The organism is Mesorhizobium sp. M7A.F.Ca.ET.027.02.1.1, assembly GCF_004022985.1.
GTDB lineage: Bacteria > Pseudomonadota > Alphaproteobacteria > Rhizobiales > Rhizobiaceae > Mesorhizobium.
Map to the genome: position 1 here is coordinate 1 of NZ_RZOL01000028.1, position 23,621 is coordinate 23,621.

A 23,621-nucleotide genomic window follows, 5' to 3' on the forward strand; every position below is an offset into this window, starting at 1 on the left:
GATCTCCTCGGCTCCGGTCTCCTTGATCGTGGCGGTCAACTCATCCCAGTCGGCATGATCGGAGATGATCAGCGGCAGCTCGACGCCGCCTTGCTTGGCGCGCTGGCGAATGCGCATCCAGCCCGACGCGAAGCACGAGATCGGATCGGGAAAACGCCGCGCCCAGCGGTCGGCGAAGGCCGATGGCGGGCCGACGACGATGGCGCCGGTAAAATCATCCTTGCCGCCGCTTTCGACGGTCGCCGGTTCGAGGGTGCCGAGATCGATGCCTTGGCTCTGGTAGTACTCACTGAGTTTGGCCAGCGCGCCATGGATGTAGAGCGGCCTGTCGTAGCCGGCGTCGCGCAACAGCCGCATCACCCTTTGCGCCTTGCCCAGCGCATAGGCGCCGACCAGATGCGAGCGCTCGGGGAACTGCGCCGCCGATTTCAGCAAGCGAGCGATTTCTTCGGTGTCGGGCGGATGGCGAAACACCGGCAGGCCGAAGGTCGCTTCGGTGATGAACACATCGCACGGGATCGGCTCGAATGGCGCGCAGGTCGCGTCCCTCTGCCGCTTGTAGTCACCGGAAGCGACGATGCGCGTGTCCTGATGCTCGACCAATATCTGCGCCGAGCCCAGCACATGGCCGGCTGGATGGAAGCTGACGCTGATGCCATTGAGTGCAATCGTCTCGCCGAGCTGTGCCGCTTGCGTTGTTCCCGCGAAATCCTCGCCGTAGCGCAGGCCCATAATGTCGAGCGTCTGCCGCGTCGCCAGCACCGAGCGGTGGCCGGAACGCGCGTGATCGGAATGGCCATGCGTGATCAGTGCCCGGTTGACCGGCCGGACCGGGTCGATGAAGAAATCGCCCGGCGGGCAATAGAGGCCTTCAGGCCGGGGATGAAGCAGGTCGCTGGCGCGCATGATCTCCAAGATAGGATATAATTCCGCGGCGGGAAGCCTGTTGTAAGTCACTGCTGACTCCGGCATAGAGCACCGCCGGCTCGATCCGCCGGCAGGATCCATCGTCATGAAACCGCTTCAGGCCTCGTCCGGCGACTTGAACGCCGATCGCCGTGCCGATTATGCCGAGATGCTGCACGCGGATGGCGATCATGCGGCGGCGGCGGAATTGCTGCTCGGCGCCCTGGAAATGACACCGCTATGGGCGATGGGCTGGTTTCGCCTCGGCGAGATGCAGCAGGCGGCGGGCGCGGCGGAGTTGGCCGCGCAGGCCTGGACGATGTCGCTGCAACTCGATCCATCGGATCGTCAAGGCGCTGCACTGAACCTGCAATTGATCGGCAAGGCGCCGGCGCCCGACGCGCTCCCCAGCGCCTTCGTCGAGACCTTGTTCGACCACTATGCCGAGAGCTTCGATGAGTCCCTGGTCGGCAGGCTGAGTTACCGCCTGCCTGAAATGCTCGACCAGGCCATTCGAGCGGCAAGGCCGGGACGCTTCCCGCTCGCTCTGGATCTCGGCTGCGGCACCGGCCTGATGGGGCAGAGGCTGCGGCCGATCGTCGACCGGCTGGAGGGGTATGACATTTCGGCCAAAATGCTGAGAAAGGCGCGGACCAAGGGCGTCTACGATTTCCTCGACAAGGCCGATCTGCGGGATTTTCCCTATGCCGGTCCGAAAGCCTATCTGGTGACGGTGGCCGATGTTTTCATCTATGTCGGCGCGCTGGACGGCGTGGTGAAGACGATTGCCGGCTTGCTGGCCACGGATGGCCTGTTCGCGTTTTCCGTCGAGACGCTGGCTGGCGATGGCGATTTCGTGCTGCTGCCGTCGCGCCGCTATGCGCATGCGCAACACTATGTGCGCGACGTCCTGGCCGCCAACGGGCTTTCGGTCCTGTCACTGGAGCCAACCGTCATCCGGCAGGATCGTGGGGAACACGTCAACGGGTTGGTCGTTGTGGCCAAGGCTCCGAACTCAGCTCAGCAAAAGAGCTGACGACAGCCAGTTCGGCGGTGTCGGTAGCTTTTTGCCGGGCAGCGTGATAGGAATTTTTTCTTGAAACCCTGCCCTCAGCTATGGTACATTTTCGCCCATGGTGCTGATTTGCGCCAGTGACCCGCCGCGCAGGCGGGTTTTTCGTTTGATGCTCCGTCAGCCACGCGCCGGCGGAGGGGCGGCCTCGCCGCATCGCAAACAATCTTGCTGTGAAAAAGTCCGATTTGCATGCGCGACTGATATTTGCGATCTGCTCGAGTCAGGGCTGGATATCAGGAGGAGCATAGTCGATGCGCTGGAACATGATGATCTTGGCCTCTTGCCTGCTGACCACCGGCTGTGTCGGCGGCACGTCGATGTCGGAACAGCAGGATGCGAACGTCCAGTCCTCCCTGCAATACGACACCGTGCCGTGCGATCAGTTGCTGGCGCAGCGCAACGGCTTGGCGCAGCAATACAACCTTCCGGCGAAGGCCAAGCCGACATTCTCCAACCCGGCGATGGGCTTCGGCCCGTTCACGCCTGACATGCGCTCCAAAGCCAAGCGCGATACCGACAAGGCGAGCGGTGAGATCGATGCCATGAACCGGTCGATCGATCGACGCGACTGCGGCCAGCCAGACAAGCAGAAGAAGCTCGCTCTGCCTGGCTAATACCCCGCCTTGCGGTCCACCAGATTGTCCAGCTTTTCACCGCGTTCGAAGGCGTCCATCTGGCGCAGCATGATCGGCGCCAGATGCACCGGGTCGGAGGTCGCTGCCGCGTGCGGCGTCACGAACACTTTTGGATGCCCCCACAGCGGACTGGTCTTCGGCAGCGGTTCGACCTCGAACACGTCGAGGCTCGCCTCCTTCAATGTGCCGTCATCCAGCGCCCGCAAGACGTCGGCATCCTTCTGCAGACGGCCACGCCCGGCATTGATCAGCACCGAACCGCCGAGGCCGTTCCGTTTCCGCAATTCCTTCAGCACGCCGTAGTTGATAATGCCCTTGGTCTCCGGCGTCAGCGGCAAAAGCACCACCAGGATGTCGGTGGCCTTGAGGAAAGGGATCAGTCCAGCCTCGCCGGAATAGGTCGCGACGCCTTCCATGACCTTGTCGGTGCGCGACCAGCCATTGACGGCAAAGCCGAGCGACAAAAGCACCGAGGCCGCGGCGCGGCCGAGACTGCCGAGGCCCATGATGCCGACCGAAATGTCACCGGCAGGCCTCTGCTGCGGCTCGTGCCAGATCTTCTTCGGCTGCTGCGACCGGTAGAGCAGGCCCTGGCGGTGATGATCGAGAACCCGCCAGACGACATATTCGGTCATGTACTGGGTGAGATTGTCGGCGACGACCTTGACGATCGGCACATCGGGCAGGCCGGGATCGGCGAAGATATGATCGACGCCGGCGCCGATCGAAAAGATGGCGCGCAGATTGGGCAGCGACGACAACAGGTTCGGCTTCTGCTTCCACACCACGGCATAGGTGATCGACGGGTCGCTGGCGCCGTCGGGCTCCAGCACCACCTCGCGCTCGGCCGACAGGAGCTCGCGCCAGCGCTGCGGATGAAAGCCGGTGACGGCAAGCAGGATACGGCCTTTTTCCATTGCGGTCTTTTAGTCCCTCTCTACGCAAATCACTCGCTGACGATGCCGACCGGTGCCGTCTCGATCTTGAAGGCGGCCGAGATCAGCGCCCGAGTATAGTCGGTTTGCGGATTTTCAAAAATCTGCTGGGAAGGACCGGCTTCGACGATCCGGCCATTGCGCATGACGATGACGTCGTTGGCGAGCGCCCGGATGACTTTCAAATCATGGCTGATGAAGAGATAGGCGAGGTCGTGCTTGGCCTGCAGGCTGCGCAGCAGATCGACGACCTGCGCCTGCACGCTCATGTCGAGTGCCGATGTCGGCTCGTCCAGCATGACGAAGCGCGGGTTGAGCACCATGGCGCGTGCGATGGCAACGCGCTGGCGCTGGCCGCCGGAAAACTCGTGCGGATAGCGGTTGCGTGTCGCCGGATCGAGCCCGACCTCCTTCAGCACGGCGGCCACCTTGTCGTCGCGCTCGTCGGGCGACAGCTTCGGCTCGTGGATCTTGAGGCCTTCTTCGATGATCTCTGCGATCGACATGCGCGGGCTGAGCGAGCCGAACGGATCCTGGAAGACGATCTGCAATTCGCGCCTGAGCGGCCGCATGGCGTTGAAAGTCAGCTGGTTGATGTCGCGACCATTGAACTGGATCGTTCCGGTCGACGAGATCATTCTTGCCAGCGCCAGGCCGAGCGTCGTCTTGCCGGAGCCGGATTCGCCGACCACGCCCAGCGTCTGGCCGGCGCGCACGGTGACATCGATGCCGTCGACGGCCTTCACATTGTCGACGGTGCGGCGGAAGAAGCCCTGCTTGATCGGAAACCAGACCTTTATGTCCTTGCCGGTCATGACAGGCTTGGCATCGGCATTGGCGGCCGGCGGCTTGCCTTTTGGCTCGGCCGCCAGCAGATGCCGCGTATAGGCATGCTGCGGATTGGCAAAGATCTCCTTGGTCGGCCCGGTCTCGACGATCTTGCCCTTGGTCATCACGCAGACACGGTCGGCAATCTTGCGCACGATGCCGAGATCATGGGTGATGAACAGCATCGACATGCCCTTGCGGCTCTTCAAGCCGGCCAGCAGTTCGAGGATCTGCGCCTGTACGGTGACGTCGAGCGCCGTCGTCGGCTCGTCGGCGATCAGAAGTTCGGGCTCATTGGCCAGCGCCATGGCGATCATCACGCGCTGACGCTGGCCGCCGGACAACTGGTGTGGATAGGCATCGAGGCGCTTATGCGGATCGCGGATGCCGACCTCGTTGAGCAAGGCCAGCGTGCGTTCCTTGGCCGGGCGGTCGGCCATGCCCTGATGCAGCTTCAGGATCTCGACGATCTGCTGCTCGATCGTGTGCAGCGGATTGAGCGAAGTCATCGGCTCCTGGAAGATCATGGTGATCTTGTTGCCGCGCACCTGCCGCAACTGCTTCTCGCTCATCGCCAGCAGGTCGGCGCCCTGGAACAGGATCTTTCCCGAGGGATGGCTGGCGCTTGGATAAGGCAACAGCTTCAGCACCGAAAGCGCCGAGACCGATTTGCCGGAACCGGATTCGCCGACCAGCGCCACCGTCTCGCCCTTGGCGATGTCGAACGAGATGTGGTCGACCGCCGTCGACTGGCCGCCGCCCTGGCTGAAGGCGACGCTGAGGTCCTGTACGCTGAGCAAGGGGGCTTCGCTCATCTGAACGTCTTGCGCGGATCGAAGGCGTCGCGCGTCGCCTCGCCGACGAAGACCAGCAGCGACAGCATTAGCGAGATGACGACGAAGCCGGAGATGCCGAGCCACGGCGCATTGAGGTTCCGCTGCGCCTGCTTGAGCAGTTCGCCGAGCGAGGCGGAGCCGGGCGGCAGGCCAAAGCCGAGGTAGTCGAGCGAGGTCAGCGTCGAGATCGAGCCTGAGAGCAGGAAGGGCATGAAGGTCAATGTCGCCACCATGGCGTTGGGCAGCAGGTGCCGGAACATGATGGTGCGGTTGGGCACGCCGAGCGCCCGGGCCGCGTTGACATATTCGAAATTGCGGGCGCGCAGGAACTCGGCCCGCACCACACCGACCAGCGCCACCCACGAGAACAGCAGCATCAGGCCGAGCAGGATGAAGAAGCCCGGCGGCAGGATGGCGGCGACGATGAGCAGGAGATAGAGCACCGGGATGGCGGACCAGATCTCGATGAAACGCTGGAACAAGAGATCCGTCCAGCCGCCAAAATAGCCTTGCACGGCGCCGGCCGCGACGCCGATCAAGGCCGATCCGGCGGTCAGGATCAGGCCGAACAGCACCGAAATGCGGAAGCCGTAGATGACGCGCGCCAGCACGTCGCGCGCCTGGTCGTCGGTGCCGAGCCAATTCCAGTTGCCGACCATGCAGGCCGGGTCGGCGGCACCCTTCGGATACTGGTTGCAGCGCTTCGTGGCGTCATACTGCCACGACGGCCTGGCCGGCGCTGCTTCCGGAATGGCGTTGTTGACGGTCTGATAGGAGTAGCGCACCGGTGGCCAGATCATCCAGCCATTGGCGTTGATCTCGTCCTGGATGACCGGGTCGCGATAATCGGTGACGGCATAGAAACCGCCGAATTTTTCCTCGGGGTAGGCGACTAGCACCGGAAACAGGATCTCGCCCTTGTAGGAGGCGATGATCGGCTTGTCGTTGGCGATGAACTCGGAAAACAGCGACAGCACGAACAGGACGAGGAAGATCCACAGCGACCAGTAGCCGCGCCGGTTGGCTCTGAAGTTCTGCAGGCGCCGCTTGTTGAGCGGCGACAGAAACGGCCGCTTGATCCGCGCGGGTGCCGCGTCCACGGGGACTGTAGTCTCCGACATCAGACGTCTCTCCGCTCGAAATCGATGCGCGGATCGACCCAGGTGTAGAGCAGGTCGGACAAGAGACCGACGAACAGCCCCAGCAGCGAGAAGATGTAAAGATTGGCGAACACCACGGGGTAGTCGCGCTCGACCACCGACCGGAAGCCGAGCAGGCCGAGGCCATCGAGGGAGAAGATGTTCTCGATCAGCAGCGAGCCGGTGAAGAAGGCCGAGATGAAGGCGCCAGGAAAGCCGGCGATGACGATCAGCATGGCGTTGCGGAAGACATGGCCGTAGAGCACCTGCCGTTCCGACAGACCCTTGGCCCGCGCCGTCACAACATACTGTTTGCGGATTTCTTCGAGGAACGAGTTCTTGGTCAGCAGCGTCGTGGTGGCGAAGGCCGACAGCACCAGCGCGGTCAGCGGCAAGGTCATGTGCCAGAAATAGTCGACGATCTTTCCCCACCAGGACAATTGATCCCAATTGTCCGAGGTGAGGCCGCGCAACGGAAACCAGTCCCAGAAAGACCCGCCGGCAAACAGCACCATCAGCATGATGCCGAACAGGAAGCCCGGAATGGCATAGCCGACAATGACGACGCCGCTGGTCCAGACGTCGAAGGGAGTGCCGTCCTTGACCGCCTTGCGGATGCCGAGCGGGATCGAGATCAGGTAGGACAAAAGCGTGATCCACAGTCCGATCGAGATCGACACCGGCATTTTTTCCAGGATCAGGTCGAGCACCGAAATGTCGCGGAAATAGCTGTCGCCGAAATCGAAGCGGGCATAGTTCCACAGCATCATGCCGAAGCGCTCGAGCGGCGGTTTGTCGAAGCCGAACTGCTTTTCCAGCTTCTTGATGAATTCCGGATCGAGCCCCTGCGCCCCGCGATATTTCGAACTGACGTCACCGGCGACATCCAGGTTGCCCCCAGCACCCGCGTCGCCGCCACCGCCGCCGAGGCGGTCGCTGCCGCCCTGATTGGTCAGCCTGGCGATGACCTGCTCGACCGGACCGCCGGGGGCGAACTGGATGACGGCGAAGGATATCGCCATGATGCCGAACAGCGTCGGGATCATCAAAAGGATGCGGCGCAGGATATAGGCGCCCATCAGGCCTTCTGCCCTCGTTGAGCGAACATCTCAGCCTTTGCCAATTCTTGCCGCCTTGCCCTTATCGAACCACCACAGCGTCTCGACCGGAAAGCCGAAATCGGGCTTCTGTTCGACAAAGCCGAACATGTCCCAATAGGCGACGCGGTGATTCGCCAGATAGTATGTTGGAATCCAGTCCAGCCGCGCGCGCAAGACCCGGTCGAGCGCTCTGAGCGCCGTGACGAGTTCTATACGGTCTTTCGCCTTGCCGGCTGCCGCGATCAGGGCGTCGATGGCCTTGCTTTCCGTGCCCGGATAGTTGCGCTGCCCCGGGATTTTCGCCATTCGGGAATCATAGAGCATCTGCAGGCTGTCGTCAGTCGGCGTCGCCCCGATCGACCAATGCAGCAAGGCAAGATCGAAGTCGTAATTGCTGTGCCGCTGCTCATACTGCGCCGAATCGATTTGCCGGATCGATGCGTCGATCCCGATCGCCTTCATATTCTCGGACCACGGGGTGTAGATGCGAACGATGCCGTCGTCCTCCGCCAGCATTTCGACCCGCAGCCGCTCACCCTTGTCGTTGACGACAAAACTGCCATCGCGCTTCCAGCCGGCCTGCGCAAGCAATCTCGAAGCCTCGCCCAGCAGCTTGCGGTCATGGCCCGAACCGTCGGAAAGGGGCTGCGTCACCGCTTCACCGAAAACCTCTGGCGGCAATTCGGCCCGGAACGGCTCCAGCAGGGCCAATTCCTCAGGCGAGGGCAGGCCTTCGGCCTTGTAATCCGACCGTTCGAAGTTCGATTGAGAACGCTCGTAGGAGCCGTAAAACAGCGCCCGCTTCATCCATTCGAAATCGAAGCACCTGGCGATCGCCCGCCGCACCCGCTCATCGCGGAATTGCGGACGACGCTGGTTCAGTGCGACGCTCTGCATGTCCGGCGTCTTCTCACCGGGAAATTCCCGTTTGACGACCTTGCCGTCCTTCAGCGCCGGAAAGTCGTATCCGGTCGCCCATACCCGCGAGGTGAATTCCTCGCGGAAATGCGTGTCGCCTTTCTTGAAGGCTTCGAACGCCGCCTGCCGGTCAAGATAGAAGTCGATGCGGATGCGGTCGAAATTGTAGAGGCCGCGGTTCACTGGCAGATCGCGGCCCCAATAGTCGGCCACGCGGTCATATTCGACAGTCTGTCCGGCCGCCACGCGTCCAATCTTGTAGGGACCCGAGCCAAGCGGCGGTGTCATGGTCGAGGCATCGAAATCATTGGCCGTATAAAAGGCCTTGGAGACGATCGGCATCCCCACGATCGCCAGGATGTTTTGCGCTGACTGTTCGCCGTTGAAAGTGAGGTTGACGGTGGCGGGATCGACCGCAACCGCGTCGGTCATGTACCGCAACGCCTGGGAAAGGTTCGGATGGCCCTTGTCCTTATAAAGCTTCAGCGCGAAGACAACGTCGTCCGCGGTCAGCGGCGAGCCGTCATGAAAACGCGCTTGCGGTCGCAGGGCGAAGCGGAAACCGTTGCGGTCTGGCGACAGGGTAACGGTTTCGGCGAGCAGGCCGTAGGCCGCATCCGGCTCATCGAGCGCGCTTGTCATCAGGGAATCGAAACAGAGTTCGGCGCGCGGCGGAGCCTCTCCCTTCAACACCAGGAAATTCAGGGTGTTGAAGGTCAGGAAGCTCTGATTGAGGGTCGAGTTCGGCGGCGCGAAATTCATCTGGCCGCCCTTTGGGGCGTCAGGATTGACGTAGTCGAAATGCGCGAAATCGGGTTTGTATTTGAGGTCGCCGAAGGCCGACAGGCCGTGCAGCTTGGTGCCGGTCGCAGTGTCGGCGAAGGCCTTGCCGGGCAGCAAGGCGGCGGCTGCCGCGGCACTGCCCAGGGCCAGGAAGTCGCGGCGGGGAAGGGCCGCCATCAATTGCCACCCTTGTACTTGGCCGCCAGCGCGTTCTCCTTGTCCGGGTCGATCCACCAGGAATCGATGTCGGCTCCGGCATAGGCAGGCTGCTTGTCGGGGAATTTGAACTTGTCCCAATAGGCCAGCCACACCGCCGACCGGTAATATTGGGGAACCACGTAGAAGTTCCACAGCAGGATGCGGTCGAGCGCATGGGTGGCGGCGACGAGATCGTCGCGATCGGTCGCGAAGATAATGCGATCGACCAGCGCGTCGACGGTCGGGTCCTTGATGCCCATCAGATTGCGCGAACCGGGCGAGTCGGCAGCTTTCGAGCTCCAGAAGTCGCGCTGCTCGTTGCCCGGCGATTCCGACTGCTGCAGCATCCCGGTAACGACATCGAAATCGAAATTGTTGACGCGGTTGATGTACTGCGTCTGGTCGATGATGCGCAAAGTGGCGTCGACGCCGATCTTGCGCAGATTGGCGATGTAGGGGCTGGCGATGACCTGGTCGGTGTCGTTCCAACCGAGGATTTCAAACTTGAACGGCGCGCCGGTCTTGGCATTGACCATCTTGCCGCCCTTGATCACCCAGCCCGCCTTGGCGAAGAGATCGACCGCCTGTTCCAGGTACTTCCGTTCCGCCTGCGGTGAATCATAAACCGGCAGCTTGAATTCCTGGGTGAAAAGTTCGGGCGGCAGCTTGTCTCGGTATTTTTCCAGGATTTCCAGTTCCTTGCCCTGCGGCAACCCGTTCGAGGCCAGTTCGGTGCCTTGGAAATAGCTCGACGTGCGGGTGTTGAAGCCGAAGAACAGTGTGCGGTTCATGCTCTCGAAATCGAACGGAATGGTCAGCGCTTCACGCACCAGCCGGTCCTGGAACAGCGGCCGCCGCTGGTTGAGGACGAAGCCCTGCATCGGTTCCGGCGCCTGGGTCTGGAAATCCTTCTTGATGACATCGCCGGCTTGGAATGCCGGGAAATTGTAAGCCGTCGCCCATTTGCGCGAACTGTATTCGCGGTTGATGTCTTCCAGCCCACCCTTGGTGAAGGCGAGCCAGGCAGCGTTGTCGTCCAGGATATAGGTGTAGCGTCGGGTGTCGAAGTTCTCACGGCCGATCTTCACCGGCAGCTTGGCCGCCCAATAGTCCGGCACACGCTGCCAGATGATTTCCGAGCCCGGCTTGAAGCTGGCGATCTTGTAGGCGGCTGAACCGAGCGGAATTTCCAGCGTCGGCTTGGTTACGTCTCGCTTCTTGCCGTTGGCATCGGTGCCTTCCCACCAATGTTTCGGCAGCACGGCAAGGTCGCCGATGATCTTGGGCAGTTCGCGATTGCCCTTCTGGTTGAAATGAAACTCCACCTCGCGATCCGAAATCGCCACCGCATCGGTGACATTCTCAAAATAGCGGCTGTACTGCGGGCTGTTGGCCTTCAGCACATGAAACGACCAGATCACGTCATCGACGGTGATCGGCTGGCCGTCATGCCATTTGGCGCGCGGATCGAGCCGGTAGGTCGCGGAGGAATAATCATCAGGATATTTGTAGGCATCGGCGATCAGTGGATGGCTGGTGCTGCCTTCATCGGTCGCCTGCTCCATCAGCGTGTCGTAGAGCAGGCCGCCGCCAAACCCGACGAGGCCGGCGGCCGGTGATCCCTGGACGACGTAGGGATTGAAGCTGTCGAATGTACCTGGCACCACCGAATTCAGCGTGCCGCCCTTGGGCGCGTTCGGGTTGACGTAGTCGTAGTGCTGGAAATTGGCGCCGTATTTGGACTCGCCGATCAGCGATGAGGTGGTGCGCCATTCGTCGGCGCGGGCAGCCTGCAAGCCCGCCGCCAGAAGGGCTGCCGCCAGCAACGACTTGAGAAGCGTTCGGCCAACCGTCATGCACTATCCTCTTCGCAATGCCCGTTCATGGCAATCTAGATGATTTGGCGCTCGTGAAAACCGCCATGCGCGGCTTTGTCGCCGCCTATGCGGTTTTCCCAACAAAAAAGCCGGGCTGAACCCGGCTTTTTCAAGGTCGTCGAGATGATATCTGGCTATTGGGCAGGCGCCGGTGCCGGTGCGGCCGGAGCCGGGGCGGCGGGAGCGGCCGGCGCGGCACCCTCAGCCGGCTTTGCCGGAGCGGCTGCATCGGCGGGCGCGCCTGCATCGGCGGCTGCACCCGGTGCCGGCAGCGGCTTGGGATTGTCCGACAGCGTGCGCAGATAGGCGATAACGTTGGCGCGGTCTTCTTCCTTCGGCAGGCCGGCAAAGCCCATCGCTGTGCCTTTCACGTCCTTCTTGGGCGACGTGATGAAGTGGTTGAGGTTGTCGTAGGTCCACTTCTCTGTGCCGCCCTTGGAATATTCCTTCATCCCCGCCGAATATGCGAAGCCCTCGTGAGAGGCGACCGGACGGTCGACGATGTCCCACAGGTCGGGGCCGACTTTGTTCGGACCGCCTTTTTCGCCGGAATGGCAGGCCTGGCACTTCTTGAAGATGGCAGCGCCTTGTTCGACACTTGCGTTGGCCAGAAGATCTGCGATCGGCTTTTCGGCTGCTGCAGGAGCGGCCGGGCCGCCCTCGGCGGGCTCGGCGGCCTCGATGGCGAAACCGGGCTTTTCCGGCGCCGGCGAGGCAAACAGCGCGTCCGACACAATACCGACCGAGAAGACGACGAAAACGGTTCCGAGCAATCCGGCGAGCAGTTTGTTGACTTCGTTGGAATCCATACGCCCCTTGCTCCCTTTTCCGGCGGACAGAACCGTCCACTCCGTCCGTCGGTATCGTGACCCGTCCTGCCAGGGCGGTCAAATCGGGCGGAAACTAGGTCTTTTGCTGCGGCGTTGCAACACCTATAAGGGCGCTTCCAGTGAGACCTTTTGCCACTTTCCCTGTCCTCTTTCGAGACGCCTTGCACCCGAAATGTCCACGCTGATCCTGATCCCGGCCCGCATGGCTTCGACCCGCCTGCCGGGCAAGCCGCTGGCCGACATCGCAGGCGCCCCGATGATCGTCCATGTCGCCCGCCGTGCCGCCGAAGCCGGCCTTGGACGGGTGGTGGTGGCGACCGACACGCAAAGCGTGGCGCAGGCGGTGCGCGCGCACGGTTTCGAGGCCGTGATGACGCGCATGGATCACGAATCCGGCTCCGACCGGATCCACGAGGCGCTGATCGCGCTCGACCCCGGGCGCAAGGTCGAAACCATCGTCAATGTGCAGGGCGACCTGCCGACGATCGATCCCGCGATCATCGCCGCGTCGCTCAGGCCGTTCGAGGACGGGGCGGTGGACATCGCCACGCTCGGCGTCGAGATCGTCCGTGACGAGGAAAAGACCAACCCCAATGTCGTCAAGATCGTCGGCTCGCCGCTCTCGGGCAGCAGGCTGAGGGCGCTCTATTTCACCCGTGCCACGGCGCCTTGGGGCGAGGGGCCGCTCTACCATCATGTCGGCCTCTATGCTTACCGCCGCGAAGCACTCGAGCGTTTCGTCGCGCTGAAGCCGTCGCCGCTCGAACGGCGCGAGCGGCTGGAGCAGTTGCGGGCGCTGGAAGCCGGCATGCGCATCGACGCCGAGATCGTCCAGTCGCTGCCGCTCGGCGTCGACACGCCGGAAGACCTCGAACGCGCCAGACAGATCCTTTCAACCTGAGATATCGGCATGCCTGAAAAGACCAACAGAATATCCTTCCAGGGCGAGCCGGGCGCCAATTCCGACACCGCCAGCCGCAACATGTTCCCTTCGATGGACCCGTTGCCCTGCCCGACCTTCGAGGATGCCTTCAACGCGGTCGAGACCAACAAGGCCGACCTTGCCATGATCCCGATCGAGAACACCATTGCCGGGCGCGTCGCCGATATCCATCATCTCTTGCCGGAATCGAAGCTGCACATCATCGGCGAATATTTCCTGCCCATCCATTTCCAGCTGATGGTGTTGCCGGGCGTCAGGCGCGACGAGATCAAGACGGTGCACAGCCACATCCACGCGCTTGGCCAGTGCCGCAAATACATCCGCAAGAACGGCTGGAAGGCGATCGTCGCCGGCGACACGGCCGGCGCCGCCAAGATGGTCTCCGAGGTCAAGGACCGCACCATGGCGGCGCTGTCGCCCGCGCTGGCAGCGACCCTCTACGGGCTCGATATCATCGAGCAAAACGTCGAGGACACCGACTCAAACGTCACCCGCTTTGTCGTCCTGACCAAGAACAAGCAATGGGCCGAGCGCCCGTCGCCTGACGTCAAGATGATGACGACCTTCATCTTCCGCGTCCGCAACGTGCCGGCCGCACTCTACAAGGCGATGGGCGGCTTCGCCACCAACGGCATCAACATGACCAAGCTGGAGAGCTACCAGCTGGGCGCTTTCACGGCGACGCTGTTTTACGCCGACATCGAGGGCCATCCCGACGACCCGCTGGTCAAGCTGGCGCTGGACGAGCTTCGTTTCTTCTCGCGCGAAGTGCGGATTCTGGGCGTCTATCCGGCCAGTGGGTCGCGTGAGCAGTGGAAGGTGGCGGACTGATCGCTACTGGGCATGATCTCCGGACAAACGAAACCGTTTGTCCTAGAAAACCGGTTTCCACTTTTCGGGACCATGCCCTAGATCACCGCGCCTAGCGGCACATAGTCGATCTCCATGAAGGTCTCGACCTCCGGCACTCAGCGGTCGCGCACGAAGGCGACATGGTCGGGATGGTCGTTGTACCTGTTGTAGGCGGCCTGGTCGGCGAACTCCATCGAGAAGCCGAAACGATAGTCGTTCTTGGGGCTGATCTGCCGCAATTGCTCGAAATGCGTAACGCCTCTGATCGCGGTGAGGATTTTCTTGGCGTCGACCAGGAACCGCTTTTCCTCCAGCGAATGCGGCGGATGCTTCAGCGTGAAAACGACGGTGTGACGGATCATGTCCTGCTCCTGCAATGTCTTTCGGTGTTCGCTGCCATCATTCCGAGTCGACCCAAGCGCGGATAAGGTGATGCGCAATGGCGCCTTTCGGCGGCGTGACCAGATTGTCCTTGTGCGTCCTTTCCAGCATCAGGCGCACCTCGTCGCGAAAAAACCAGCGGCAGTCCTCAAGCTCGTTGAGATCGGCCTGGATGTCGTCGTTGAGCGGCTCGCCGAAGCAGCCGATCATCAGCGAATAGGGAAACGGCCAGGGCTGGCTGGCGTGGTAGACGACGCGGCCAAGCCGGATGCCGGCCTCTTCCAGCGTCTCGCGGCGCACCGCCGCCTCGATCGTCTCGCCCGGCTCGATGAAGCCGGCAAGGGCCGAGTACATGCCCGGCGCGAAATGCCGGCCGCGCCCGAGCAGGCACTTCTCCCGCGTTGCCGTCAGCATGATCGCCACCGGGTCGGTGCGCGGAAAATGCTCGGTGCCGCAATTCGGGCAATGGCGCTTGTAGCCGCCTGCCCGCATCTGCGATTCTGTACCGCATTTGCTGCAGAAGCGATGGCTGGCATGCCAGGCAAGCAGGGCCGCCCCTTGCGCCATCGCGCCAGCCGCCGCCTCGTCGATCAGCCCTTGCATGTAGACCGAGCGGTAGTCGATGGCCTTGACTGTTTCCGGAAGCTGTTCGGGTTCGACGCCGGCGGGCACGGCCAGCACCGGTCCTCGTTCGGAAAAGCCGAGCAGGATGCCTTGCGCCAGGGAAACCTTGAAGGGCTCGCTCTCGGTGGCGCCGAACCAGGGATCGAGAGCGCCGCCATCGCCGAGCTTCAGATAGAGCCGGCCGCCATGCATCAGAAGCAGCCGCGTCGCCGGATCGGCCAGCGCCTTGTCGACCGAGTCGTCGGCCCGGTTCTCGGACTGCCGGTCGATCGTGTTGCCGGCGAAGCCGACGAACTGGCTCGGCTCGCGCAAAGGCGCGTCAAACAGGCGGAAGCTCATGGGGACTCTGGAATATGTTGAGGGATGGACACTGGGAACGCTTATAGCGCCGCCTTGATCGTTTCGGCAAACCGTCGCAAGTCGGAACGTTGATAGGGCTCTCGCAGGCCATGTCCCCACACAGGGCCTGGCCAGCCGGGATCGCCTTCCGAACGCGCGATGACATGGATGTGCAGCTGGCGCACGATGTTGCCGAGCGCGCCGGTGTTGATCTTGGCGCAGCCGGTCGCCTTCTTCAGCGCCTGCGCCACCATATTGGTCTCGAAGGTCAGCATCGCCTGGTCGAGCGGCGTCATGTCATGGATTTCCTCCGCGCCGGGCCGCTGCGGCACCAGCAGCAGCCATGGCCAGCGGCGGTCGTTCATCACCCGCAATTCGCACAGCCCAAGCCACATCAACTGTTCGCTGTCCGCCTCCAGCCGTGCGTCCAGCGTAAATCCGGCCTCCAGGCCCGGCAACATCGGCGTTTCCCTTGCTTTTCTTGGTTTGCTCAACACATGAAGGCTAGAGCGGCGGCAAGGGGGCTGCAAGCGAATCATTGCGCCCTCACGGTTTGGTGCGCCGATTCGACATTTAACGATTTCTTCGGCGGACTTGCATTTCGTCGCGCAATTGCCGATATGGAAAGCGGGAGGTTGGTGGTGGACGATCCACTCGCCAACCGGGTCAGGTCCGGAAGGAAGCAGCCCTAACGAGCCCGGAACGGGTCATTGTTCCAGCCTCCCACCTCATCGGCCCCTCTCGCGACATTGACGACGCATTGCAGCGCGGGCGAGACTATGCGCAGGAATCGGCCGCCTTCGGGCGCGGCCATTTGGAGCTTTACGGGCGTATGAGCGAAGCCGGAAATTCGGGACCAAAAAGCCTGGAGATAGGCAAGGCCGCCGCCTATCGCGTGCTGGCGCGCAAGTACCGTCCTTCGAATTTTTCCGAGTTGGTCGGCCAGGAGCCGATGGTGCGCACCCTCACCAACGCCTTTGCCACCGGCCGCATCGCCCAGGCCTGGATGCTGACCGGCGTGCGCGGCGTCGGCAAGACCACGACGGCGCGCATACTCGCGCGGGCCCTGAATTATAAAACCGCCGATATCGACCAGCCTTCGGTCGACCTCGCCGTCCTCGGCGAACATTGCCAGGCGATCATGGAAGGCCGCCATGTCGACGTCATCGAGATGGACGCCGCCTCGCACACCGGCATCGACGACATCAGGGATATCATCGAGCGCGTTCGCTATGCGCCGGTCTCGGCCCGCTACAAGGTCTACATCATCGACGAAGTGCACATGCTGTCGACGCAGGCCTTCAACGGCCTGCTGAAGACGCTGGAAGAGCCGCCGCCGCACGTCAAATTCATCTTCGCCACCACCGAAATCCGCAAGGTCCCGATCACCGTCCTGTCGCGCTGCCAGCGCTTCGACCTGAGGCGCATCGACGCCGGCGCGCTGGTCGCGCATCTGTCCTCGATCTCGGCCCAGGAAGGCATTTCTGTCGACGACGACGCGCTGGCGATGATCGCGCGCGCCGCCGAAGGCTCGGCCCGTGATTCGCTTTCCATCCTCGACCAGGCGATTGCCCATGGCGCCGGCTCTGTCGGCGCCGATGCGGTTCGGGCGATGCTCGGGCTCGCCGACCGCGCCCGCATCGTCGACCTGTTCGAACATGTGATGAAGGGCGATGTGGCGGCAGCCCTTGGCGAATTCCGTGCGCAATATGACACCGGCGCCGATCCAGCCGCCGTGCTGACCGATCTTGCCGAATTCAACCATCTCGTCACCCGGCTGCGTTTCGTGCCGACGGCCATCGAGGATGCCTCGCTATCTGAGGACGAGCGGCAGCGCGGCGCCGATTTCGCCAGGACGCTGTCGGTCAGGGTGCTGTCGCGGACATGGTAGATGCTGCTCAAGGGCATTCCCGAAGTGCAGTCCTCCAACCGGCCGGTGAGTGCCGCCGAAATGGTGCTGATCCGGCTGGCGCATGCCGCCGATCTGCCGACGCTGGACGAGGCGCTGAGATCGCTCGAGGGCGCTGCGCCCATGCAGAATGGCGCGCCGCGCCCGAATGGGACGCCGGCAAGTTCCGGCAATGGCGGTGGTGCCGGCGCGGTGGCGCAGACGCGCATGCCATCCGGATCGGGCGGGGCACAGAGCATGCGGCTGGTCGAGGCCTCGCCTGCTCCCGTTGCCTACGTCGCTCCGCCGGAGCCTGCCATGGAATCGGCGCCGCTGAAATCGCTGGCCGACATCATTGCCCTGGCCGATGCGCAACGCGACATCGCCTTCAAGGTGCTGGTCAAGAGCTGCATCCGGTTCGTGCGTATCGAGCCCGGCCGCATCGACGTCGGCCTGACCAGCGATGCGCCCAAGATGCTGCTCAACGACCTGACGACGAAGCTTCGCGCCTGGACCGGCCGCAGCTGGCTGGTCTCGCTGTCAAAGGAAGAGGGCGGCCAGACGCTCGCCGAAATGGAATCGGCCAAACGCGAGACGGCATTTCTCGATGCCAAGAGCGATCCCACCGTGGCCGCCATCCTGGCGCGCTTTCCCGGTGCCAAGATCATCGACGTGCGCATTCCAGACGCGCCGGAAGCCGAAACGACAGAGGCTGAAGTGCCGGTAGAGCCGCCGGCTGACGACGATGAAACCTGATCCAGCCACGAATCCGCAAAGGACCCGACCATGAAAGATCTTCTCGGCCTGATGGGCAAGGCGAAGGAAATGCAGGCCAAGTTCCAGGCCATGCAGGACGAGATCGCCACGCTGGAAGCGTCCGGCCAGGCCGGCGGCGGCCTGGTCAATGTGACGCTGACCGGAAAATTCGAGATGAAGTCGCTGAAGATCGATCCGTCTCTGTTCAAGGAAGACGATGTCGAAATCCTGGAAGACCTGGTGCTGGCCGCTCACAACGACGCCAAGACCAAGGTCGAGCAGATCATGCAGGAAAAGACCAAGGCGCTGACCGCAGGTCTGCCGATCCCGCCGGGAATGAAACTGCCCTTCTAGCATTCGGCGCGCGCGCCCATGATCGCCATGACCGAAGAGCCCTCCGAAAGACTGATCGAGCAGCGTATCCGCAACAGGATCTACGAGATCCTGGAAATCCTGGCCGATTGTGACGACGGCGTCGATCTCGTCGGCATCAAGGGTTATTTCTATCTGTTCGAGGATTTCGTCCATCGCCCGTCGATCGAAGCCGGCACATCGGCGCTTTCAAAGGACGAGCGCGCGATCGTGCTGGAGATCGCCGAATTCCTGGAGGCGGCAAGCGAGACAAATCCGGACTTCACCAAGGCTGAGTTCATAGACAGCGACTGGCCGGCAAAGATCGCGCCGACGGCCAGGGAGGCGCGGACGCTGTTCCTCCGGCGCGGCCTGTTTTCGGAGAAGGTCGAGGAGCTTGAGCCCGGCCAGCCGGCGGCCATTACAGTGGGGCACTAATTCACTTTTAGGCCATGCAGCTGTACCAATTTGGCAACAGAGCCTCATCAATAACGTTTTGGCCATCATTTTGCCCGAAAGTGTCTCATTCTTGCCGCAGCCTGGGGGCGGGCATGGAAGTGAGAGGGTTACCTGTTGATTGCCACGCGATGGAAGACGCCGCTGTTGCTCTGCGCCGTCATTTCACCCCTGTTTTTGGCTGCCTGCAGCCAGACCACGTCACACGGCATGTCCGTCGCCAGCCTGACCGACGCCATCACGCCGGGTTTCCTCAGCTCACGGGCCTACAGCCACACGCCGAAGGACAAGGAATGCCTGGAACGGGCGATGTTCTTTGAATCCAACCGATCGAGCCGCGACGGCATGATCGCGGTCGGCACGGTGGTGATGAACCGGCTGCGCTCCGGCAAGCACGGCAGCACCATCTGCCAGGTGGTGGGCGAGCGCGGGCAGTTCGCCCCCGGCGTCATGACAAGGCCGATGAATTCACGCGCAATGCCCGATGTCGAAGAGGCTGCCGAGGCGGTGCTCAAGGGTGAGCGCAAGGCCAAGCTCAAGAACACCATGTTCTTCCACACCGCCGGCTTACGCTTCCCCTACAAGAACATGCACTACACCATGGTTGCCGGCGGCAATGCCTTCTACGAGAAGCGCGGCCGCAACTGGCAGCCGCTGCCGGACGAGCCGCAGGTCGCCATTGCCTCGGCGGCGCCGCAGAAGCCAGCGGAGCCGGTGACGATGGTCGCGTCCGCCGAGCCGGTGCGCCCGGCCAAGCCGGCGACCGTCCGGTCCGTCCCTGCCCAGCAGACCTATTTGACCGCGGCCGCCGCGCCGACCGCGAAATCCGCGCGTGTCTCGGCGGAGCCGACGGTGGTGGCGATGCAGGAGCCGATGGAGGAACCGGATGCCGCCCGTTTTGGCGGAACCTTGAACACAAGGACAAGGGTCATCTCCTCGGTCGAGGAAGCGCCGCAAGAGGCGTCTATGGGATTCCAGTCGACGCCTGAGAACACCGACGCTGTCGGCGCGATGATCGTCAGCCAGGGCCGGCCGCTCGAAACCAACTGATCTGCTCTCCATGGTCCCCATAGGCCCTGCCCATTTTGGTCCGCCAAGGCCAATATGGCGGTCATGCGTATGCGGATGTTCCAAAGCGCTCTGAAAAATCCTAGATCAGAGCGATGTCGAAGCGAATCGCCGGTCCCGAGATCGAACGTCTGATCCAGCTCCTGGCCAAGGTGCCGGGGCTGGGTCCCCGGTCGGCCAGGCGTGCGGCCCTTCATCTGATCAAGAAGAAGGAGCAGCTTTTGTCGCCGCTGGCCGCCGCCATGGCCGAAGCGGCCGACAAGGTGCGCATCTGCTCGACCTGCGGCAATGTCGACACATCGGACCCTTGCATGATCTGCACCGACCCGCGCCGTGACGCCGGCACCATCATCGTCGTCGAGGACGTCTCCGACCTGTGGGCGCTGGAGCGCGCGGCGGCGATGAATGTGCGCTACCACGTACTCGGCGGCACGCTGTCGCCGCTCGACGGCATCGGCCCCGACCAGCTCAACATGCGCTCGCTGGTCGACCGCGTCGCCGGTGGCGAGGTCAAGGAGATCATCCTCGCCGTCAATGCGACGGTGGAGGGCCAGACGACCGCGCATTACCTCACCGATCAGCTGTCCGGCTTCGACATCAAGGTGACACGGCTCGCGCATGGCGTGCCGGTCGGCGGCGAACTCGACTATCTCGACGAGGGCACGCTGGCCGCGGCGCTGCGCTCGCGGACGGCGTTTTGACGCAATTGGCGGGGATGCTTGCTGAGATGACTGCCGCAGAACACAACCTTCGCAATGTCATCTCTGCATTTCTTCTGGCCGCGCTGGCCAGTCTCTTCATTTCCGCTCCCGCCTCCGCCGCAAAGATCGACGACCAGTTCCGCGCCTGGCTGCAGAACGACCTTTGGCCGCAAGCAAGGGCGAAAGGCATTTCCAAAACCACCTTCGATGCCGCCTTTGACGGCATCAAGCCCAATCTGAAGCTGCCGGACTTGGTCAAGCCGGGCGATAAGGCGACCACGCCGCGGAAGCAGCATCAGGCCGAATTCGGCTCACCCGGCGCCTATTTCGCCGAGAAGACCGTTCGCGCGGTGACGGCGGGCGGGCGGGCGCGCGAAGCCACCAATGCCAGGACACTTGCATCAATCGAAAAGCGCTACGGCGTGCCGGGCGAAGTGCTGCTGGCGATCTGGGGCCGCGAGACCGGATTCGGCGCGGCAAAAATACCCTACGACGCCTTCGAGGTGCTGGGCACCAAGGCGTTCATGTCGACCAGGAAGGACTTCTTCCGCACCGAGTTGCTTGCTGCACTCGAGATCGTCGAGCGCGGGCTGGCTCCGGTCGGCGCGATGAAATCGTCCTGGGCCGGAGCGCTCGGCCAGCCGCAATTCATGCCGAGCTCGTTCCTGAAACATGCCGTCGATTTCGACGGCGACGGCCGCGCCGACATCTGGAACTCGACGCCGGACGTGCTGGCCTCGATCGCCAATTATCTCGTCCATTACGGTTGGGTAAAGGGCCGTGGCTGGGGTTTCGAGGTGACGGTGCCGGAAAGCGTTTCCTGTTCGTTGGAAGGCCCGGACCAGGGCAAGAAAATCTCGCAATGGGCTGATATGGGCATCAAGCGCGTTGGCGGCAAACCGTTTCCGGCAAGTGAGCTGAAGGCCGAGGGTTTTCTGTTGATGCCGGCAGGGCGCAGCGGCCCGGCCTTTATCGCCACACCCAATTTCTACGTGCTGAAGCAATACAACACCAGCGACCTCTACGCGCTGTTCATCGGCCACGGCGCCGACCGCATCGCCCATGGCGATGGCAATTTCGCCGGCAGCTGGGGCGCGGTTGGCGGGCTCCACCGTTCGGACATCGCCGCTCTGCAACGCGCGCTGGAAGCCCAGGGCTATGATGTCGGCAGCGCCGATGGCCTGCCCGGCTTCAAGACCCGCCGTTCGATCGGCACTTGGCAAGCCAAGAACGGGCGCGCCGCCACCTGCTTCCCTGACGCCGGCCTTGTCGCGGCTCTGAAGTAGCCGCGACATTCGCCAGATTTTCCCGATCGGCAGCCTCTATTGGCTGGCTTATGCGTCGACATCCACCGGCCTTTCTGGCCCATTGAGCCGTCGTATAAATGCTCGTTGCCCGCCACGAGGCCGCCGGATATGGTGTTGACCAACTGGACAAAAACCGCAACGGTAAGAGGTCAGTGGGGCCGTCTCAAGGCCCGAAAAGAATTCCACAACCCTGAGCCGGGAACTCAGGTCAACAAACAACAAAACAGGGAACAATCACGATGATGATGGAAAAGTTTGCTCTACGCTCTCGCTTCCTGCTCGCGGGTGCAGCCATGTCCGCGCTGCTTCTGGCCGGCGCACCCGCCGGTGCGGTCACGCCCGCCGACACGCTGGTCGAAGGTTTCGCGATCGACGACATCATCTCCATGGATCCGGGCGAGGCGTTCGAGCTGTCGACCGCCGAGGTCACCGGCAACACCTATGATCTGCTTGTCCGTCTCGACCTCAGCGACACCTCCAAGGTCAAGGGAGACCTTGCCGAAAGCTGGACCGTCTCCGACGACGGCCTGACCTACACATTCAAGCTCAAGCCCGGCCTGAAATTCGCCTCCGGCAATCCGATCACCGCCGCCGACGTCGCCTGGTCTTTCGAACGTGTGGTCAAGCTCGACAAAAGCCCGGCCTTCATCATCGGCCAGTTCGGCATCAACGGCGACAACGTCGCCGAGAAGGCCAAGGCGGTCGACGAGACCACCTTCCAGTTCACCGTCGACAAGGCCTATGCCCCGAGCTTCGTGCTGAACTGTCTGTCGGCAACGGTCGCGTCGGTGGTCGACGCCAAGCTGGTCAAGGAACATGTCGCTGCGGTGACGCCGAGCGCCGACTACAAATGGGACAATGATTTCGGCAATGCCTGGCTGAAGACCGGCTATGCCGGCTCCGGCGTCTTCAAGCTGCGCGAATGGCGTGCCAATGAGGCAGTCGTTCTCGAGCGCAACGACAATTACTACGGCGAGAAGGCCAAGCTTGCCCGCGTCATCTACCGCAACATGAAGGAAAGCTCGGGCCAGCGCCTGGCGCTCGAAGCCGGCGACATCGACGTTGCCCGCAATCTCGAGCCGAACGATCTCGACGCCATCGCCAAGAATGCTGATCTGACCTCGACCAGCGCGCCGAAGGGCACGGTCTATTACATCAGCCTCAACCAGAAGAATGCCAACCTTGCCAAGCCGGAGGTACGCCAAGCGTTCAAATACCTGGTAGACTATGATGCGCTGAGCTCGACGATCCTCAAGGGCATCGGCGAAATCCACCAGACCTTCCTGCCCAAGGGCGTGCTCGGCGAATTGGATGAGAATCCGTTCAAGCTCGATGTCGCCAAGGCCAAGGAATTGCTGGCCAAGGCCGGTCTGCCCGACGGCTTCAGCGTAACCATGGACGTACGCACCGGCCAGCCGACGACCGGCATGGCGGAATCGATCCAGCAGACGCTTGGCCAGGCCGGCATCAAGCTCGAGATCATCCCGGGCGACGGCAAGCAGACGCTGACCAAATATCGCGCCCGCAACCACGACATCTATATCGGCCAGTGGGGCCAGGACTATTTCGACCCGAATTCCAACGCCCAGACCTTTGCCTCGAACCCGGACAATTCGGATGCGGGCAAGTCCAAGACGCTCGCCTGGCGCAACGCCTGGGACATTCCGGACCTGACCAAGGAAACGGAAGCAGCACTGCTCGAGAAGGACGCCGGTAAACGCGCTGACATGTACAAGGATCTGCAGAAGAAGATCCTGGACACCAGCCCCTTCGTCGTCATCCACCAGCAGCTGGAAGTCGCCGGCCTGCGCAAGAACCTCAAGGGCTTTGCGCTCGGCCCGAGCTTCGACAGCAATTTCGTCGGGCCGGTGTCCAAGGAATAGTGCTCGCGGACA

Annotated in this window: 21 protein-coding genes, 1 other RNA gene and 1 pseudogene; 12 read left to right on the forward strand and 11 right to left on the reverse strand. The window is 62.6% G+C overall.

The features are described from left to right. Positions 1-906, reverse strand: a 906-nt coding sequence (locus tag EN749_RS05540; RefSeq protein WP_128362705.1) for a ligase-associated DNA damage response exonuclease, incomplete at its 3' end; no start/stop codon positions are given. Between the two features lie 106 nt (positions 907-1,012). Here EN749_RS05540 and EN749_RS05545 point away from each other — a divergent pair. Together EN749_RS05545 and EN749_RS05550 are read left to right on the forward strand one after the other, a co-directional pair. Further along, positions 1,013-1,942, forward strand: coding sequence for a methyltransferase domain-containing protein (locus EN749_RS05545; protein WP_128362706.1), 930 nt, complete (start codon positions 1,013-1,015; stop codon positions 1,940-1,942). Between the two features lie 290 nt (positions 1,943-2,232). Then, positions 2,233-2,595 (forward strand): hypothetical protein, encoded by a 363-nt coding sequence (locus EN749_RS05550; protein ID WP_127399208.1) that lies wholly within the window; start codon positions 2,233-2,235, stop codon positions 2,593-2,595. On the opposite strand, the gene EN749_RS05555 is transcribed toward EN749_RS05550, so the two are convergent. The 7 genes from EN749_RS05555 to EN749_RS05585 all read right to left on the reverse strand — a co-directional run bounded on the left by EN749_RS05555 (position 2,592) and on the right by EN749_RS05585 (position 12,039). Then, positions 2,592-3,533 (reverse strand): glyoxylate/hydroxypyruvate reductase A, encoded by a 942-nt coding sequence (locus tag EN749_RS05555; RefSeq protein WP_128362707.1) that lies wholly within the window; start codon positions 3,531-3,533, stop codon positions 2,592-2,594. The genes EN749_RS05550 and EN749_RS05555 overlap by 4 nt on opposite strands. Before the next feature lie 29 nt (positions 3,534-3,562). After that, entirely contained in the window at positions 3,563-5,194 is a 1,632-nt protein-coding gene (locus EN749_RS05560) for an ABC transporter ATP-binding protein (RefSeq protein WP_128362708.1), read from the reverse strand. Then, positions 5,191-6,336, reverse strand: coding sequence for an ABC transporter permease (locus EN749_RS05565; RefSeq protein WP_128362709.1), 1,146 nt, complete (start codon positions 6,334-6,336; stop codon positions 5,191-5,193). The genes EN749_RS05560 and EN749_RS05565 overlap by 4 nt, the downstream gene beginning before the upstream one ends. Next, the gene (locus EN749_RS05570; protein ID WP_127321004.1) at positions 6,336-7,433 is read right to left on the reverse strand and encodes a microcin C ABC transporter permease YejB; all 1,098 of its coding nucleotides are present in this window, start codon (positions 7,431-7,433) and stop codon (positions 6,336-6,338) included. The genes EN749_RS05565 and EN749_RS05570 overlap by 1 nt, the downstream gene beginning before the upstream one ends. Before the next feature lie 30 nt (positions 7,434-7,463). Further along, entirely contained in the window at positions 7,464-9,332 is a 1,869-nt protein-coding gene (locus tag EN749_RS05575) for an extracellular solute-binding protein (protein WP_128362710.1), read from the reverse strand. Beyond that, entirely contained in the window at positions 9,332-11,209 is a 1,878-nt protein-coding gene (locus tag EN749_RS05580) for an extracellular solute-binding protein (RefSeq protein ID WP_128362711.1), read from the reverse strand. The genes EN749_RS05575 and EN749_RS05580 overlap by 1 nt, the downstream gene beginning before the upstream one ends. Positions 11,210-11,364: 155 nt before the next feature. After that, positions 11,365-12,039, reverse strand: a complete 675-nt coding sequence (locus EN749_RS05585; protein WP_127395781.1) for a cytochrome c family protein — start codon at positions 12,037-12,039, stop codon at positions 11,365-11,367. A 193-nt stretch (positions 12,040-12,232) separates the two neighbouring features. Between EN749_RS05585 and EN749_RS05590 the strand changes: the two genes are divergently transcribed. Both EN749_RS05590 and EN749_RS05595 read left to right on the forward strand, forming a co-directional pair. Beyond that, a complete protein-coding gene (locus EN749_RS05590; RefSeq protein WP_128287545.1) occupies positions 12,233-12,961 on the forward strand; it encodes a 3-deoxy-manno-octulosonate cytidylyltransferase in 729 nt (242 codons plus the stop codon). Between the two features lie 9 nt (positions 12,962-12,970). Then, positions 12,971-13,834 carry a prephenate dehydratase gene (locus EN749_RS05595; protein ID WP_127395783.1) on the forward strand — a complete coding sequence of 288 codons (864 nt, stop codon included), beginning with the start codon at positions 12,971-12,973 and terminating at the stop codon, positions 13,832-13,834. Positions 13,835-13,971: 137 nt separating this feature from the next. On the opposite strand, the gene EN749_RS05600 is transcribed toward EN749_RS05595, so the two are convergent. The 3 genes from EN749_RS05600 to EN749_RS05610 are packed head-to-tail and all read right to left on the reverse strand — an operon-like array spanning position 13,972 to position 15,660. Further along, positions 13,972-14,217: a Dabb family protein gene (locus EN749_RS05600; protein ID WP_128362712.1), complete on the reverse strand. Its 246-nt coding sequence runs from the start codon at positions 14,215-14,217 to the stop codon at positions 13,972-13,974. Between the two features lie 37 nt (positions 14,218-14,254). After that, entirely contained in the window at positions 14,255-15,199 is a 945-nt protein-coding gene (gene nudC, locus EN749_RS05605) for an NAD(+) diphosphatase (protein WP_128362713.1), read from the reverse strand. Positions 15,200-15,240: 41 nt separating this feature from the next. Further along, complete coding sequence (locus EN749_RS05610) at positions 15,241-15,660, reverse strand: HIT family protein (RefSeq protein ID WP_127807981.1); 420 nt, start codon at positions 15,658-15,660, stop codon at positions 15,241-15,243. A 169-nt stretch (positions 15,661-15,829) separates the two neighbouring features. Here EN749_RS05610 and ffs point away from each other — a divergent pair. The 8 genes and pseudogenes from ffs (at position 15,830) to EN749_RS05650 (ending at position 23,609) form a co-directional block, all read left to right on the forward strand. Then, positions 15,830-15,926, forward strand: an RNA gene (gene ffs, locus EN749_RS05615) — signal recognition particle sRNA small type. Between the two features lie 105 nt (positions 15,927-16,031). Next, a pseudogene (locus EN749_RS05620) lies at positions 16,032-17,843 on the forward strand (DNA polymerase III subunit gamma/tau). Positions 17,844-17,873: 30 nt separating this feature from the next. Further along, the gene (locus tag EN749_RS05625; RefSeq protein ID WP_013527931.1) at positions 17,874-18,197 is read left to right on the forward strand and encodes a YbaB/EbfC family nucleoid-associated protein; all 324 of its coding nucleotides are present in this window, start codon (positions 17,874-17,876) and stop codon (positions 18,195-18,197) included. Positions 18,198-18,224: 27 nt separating this feature from the next. Beyond that, positions 18,225-18,632: a hypothetical protein gene (locus tag EN749_RS05630; RefSeq protein ID WP_128287557.1), complete on the forward strand. Its 408-nt coding sequence runs from the start codon at positions 18,225-18,227 to the stop codon at positions 18,630-18,632. Positions 18,633-18,767: 135 nt separating this feature from the next. Then, positions 18,768-19,700, forward strand: coding sequence for a cell wall hydrolase (locus EN749_RS05635; RefSeq protein WP_128287548.1), 933 nt, complete (start codon positions 18,768-18,770; stop codon positions 19,698-19,700). 113 nt (positions 19,701-19,813) lie between these two features. Further along, a complete protein-coding gene (gene recR / locus EN749_RS05640) occupies positions 19,814-20,419 on the forward strand; it encodes a recombination mediator RecR (protein WP_027039603.1) in 606 nt (201 codons plus the stop codon). A 26-nt stretch (positions 20,420-20,445) separates the two neighbouring features. After that, the gene (locus EN749_RS05645; protein WP_128362714.1) at positions 20,446-21,705 is read left to right on the forward strand and encodes a lytic murein transglycosylase; all 1,260 of its coding nucleotides are present in this window, start codon (positions 20,446-20,448) and stop codon (positions 21,703-21,705) included. A 260-nt stretch (positions 21,706-21,965) separates the two neighbouring features. Then, positions 21,966-23,609, forward strand: coding sequence for an ABC transporter substrate-binding protein (locus EN749_RS05650; protein WP_127807978.1), 1,644 nt, complete (start codon positions 21,966-21,968; stop codon positions 23,607-23,609). Positions 23,610-23,621 lie beyond the last annotated feature (12 nt).

Coding starts and splice junctions, on each gene's coding strand:
- EN749_RS05600 (WP_128362712.1), bottom strand. CDS start 14,217: ATGATCCGTCACACCGTCGTTTTCACGCTGAAGCATCCGCCGCATTCG.
- EN749_RS05595 (WP_127395783.1), top strand. CDS start 12,971: ATGCCTGAAAAGACCAACAGAATATCCTTCCAGGGCGAGCCGGGCGCC.
- EN749_RS05560 (WP_128362708.1), bottom strand. CDS start 5,194: ATGAGCGAAGCCCCCTTGCTCAGCGTACAGGACCTCAGCGTCGCCTTC.
- EN749_RS05570 (WP_127321004.1), bottom strand. CDS start 7,433: ATGGGCGCCTATATCCTGCGCCGCATCCTTTTGATGATCCCGACGCTG.
- EN749_RS05625 (WP_013527931.1), top strand. CDS start 17,874: ATGAAAGATCTTCTCGGCCTGATGGGCAAGGCGAAGGAAATGCAGGCC.
- EN749_RS05650 (WP_127807978.1), top strand. CDS start 21,966: ATGATGATGGAAAAGTTTGCTCTACGCTCTCGCTTCCTGCTCGCGGGT.
- EN749_RS05590 (WP_128287545.1), top strand. CDS start 12,233: ATGTCCACGCTGATCCTGATCCCGGCCCGCATGGCTTCGACCCGCCTG.
- EN749_RS05555 (WP_128362707.1), bottom strand. CDS start 3,533: ATGGAAAAAGGCCGTATCCTGCTTGCCGTCACCGGCTTTCATCCGCAG.
- EN749_RS05585 (WP_127395781.1), bottom strand. CDS start 12,039: ATGGATTCCAACGAAGTCAACAAACTGCTCGCCGGATTGCTCGGAACC.
- EN749_RS05645 (WP_128362714.1), top strand. CDS start 20,446: ATGACTGCCGCAGAACACAACCTTCGCAATGTCATCTCTGCATTTCTT.
- recR (WP_027039603.1), top strand. CDS start 19,814: ATGTCGAAGCGAATCGCCGGTCCCGAGATCGAACGTCTGATCCAGCTC.
- EN749_RS05565 (WP_128362709.1), bottom strand. CDS start 6,336: ATGTCGGAGACTACAGTCCCCGTGGACGCGGCACCCGCGCGGATCAAG.
- EN749_RS05545 (WP_128362706.1), top strand. CDS start 1,013: ATGAAACCGCTTCAGGCCTCGTCCGGCGACTTGAACGCCGATCGCCGT.
- EN749_RS05550 (WP_127399208.1), top strand. CDS start 2,233: ATGCGCTGGAACATGATGATCTTGGCCTCTTGCCTGCTGACCACCGGC.
- EN749_RS05610 (WP_127807981.1), bottom strand. CDS start 15,660: ATGTTGCCGGGCCTGGAGGCCGGATTTACGCTGGACGCACGGCTGGAG.
- EN749_RS05580 (WP_128362711.1), bottom strand. CDS start 11,209: ATGACGGTTGGCCGAACGCTTCTCAAGTCGTTGCTGGCGGCAGCCCTT.
- nudC (WP_128362713.1), bottom strand. CDS start 15,199: ATGAGCTTCCGCCTGTTTGACGCGCCTTTGCGCGAGCCGAGCCAGTTC.
- EN749_RS05575 (WP_128362710.1), bottom strand. CDS start 9,332: ATGGCGGCCCTTCCCCGCCGCGACTTCCTGGCCCTGGGCAGTGCCGCG.
- EN749_RS05630 (WP_128287557.1), top strand. CDS start 18,225: ATGACCGAAGAGCCCTCCGAAAGACTGATCGAGCAGCGTATCCGCAAC.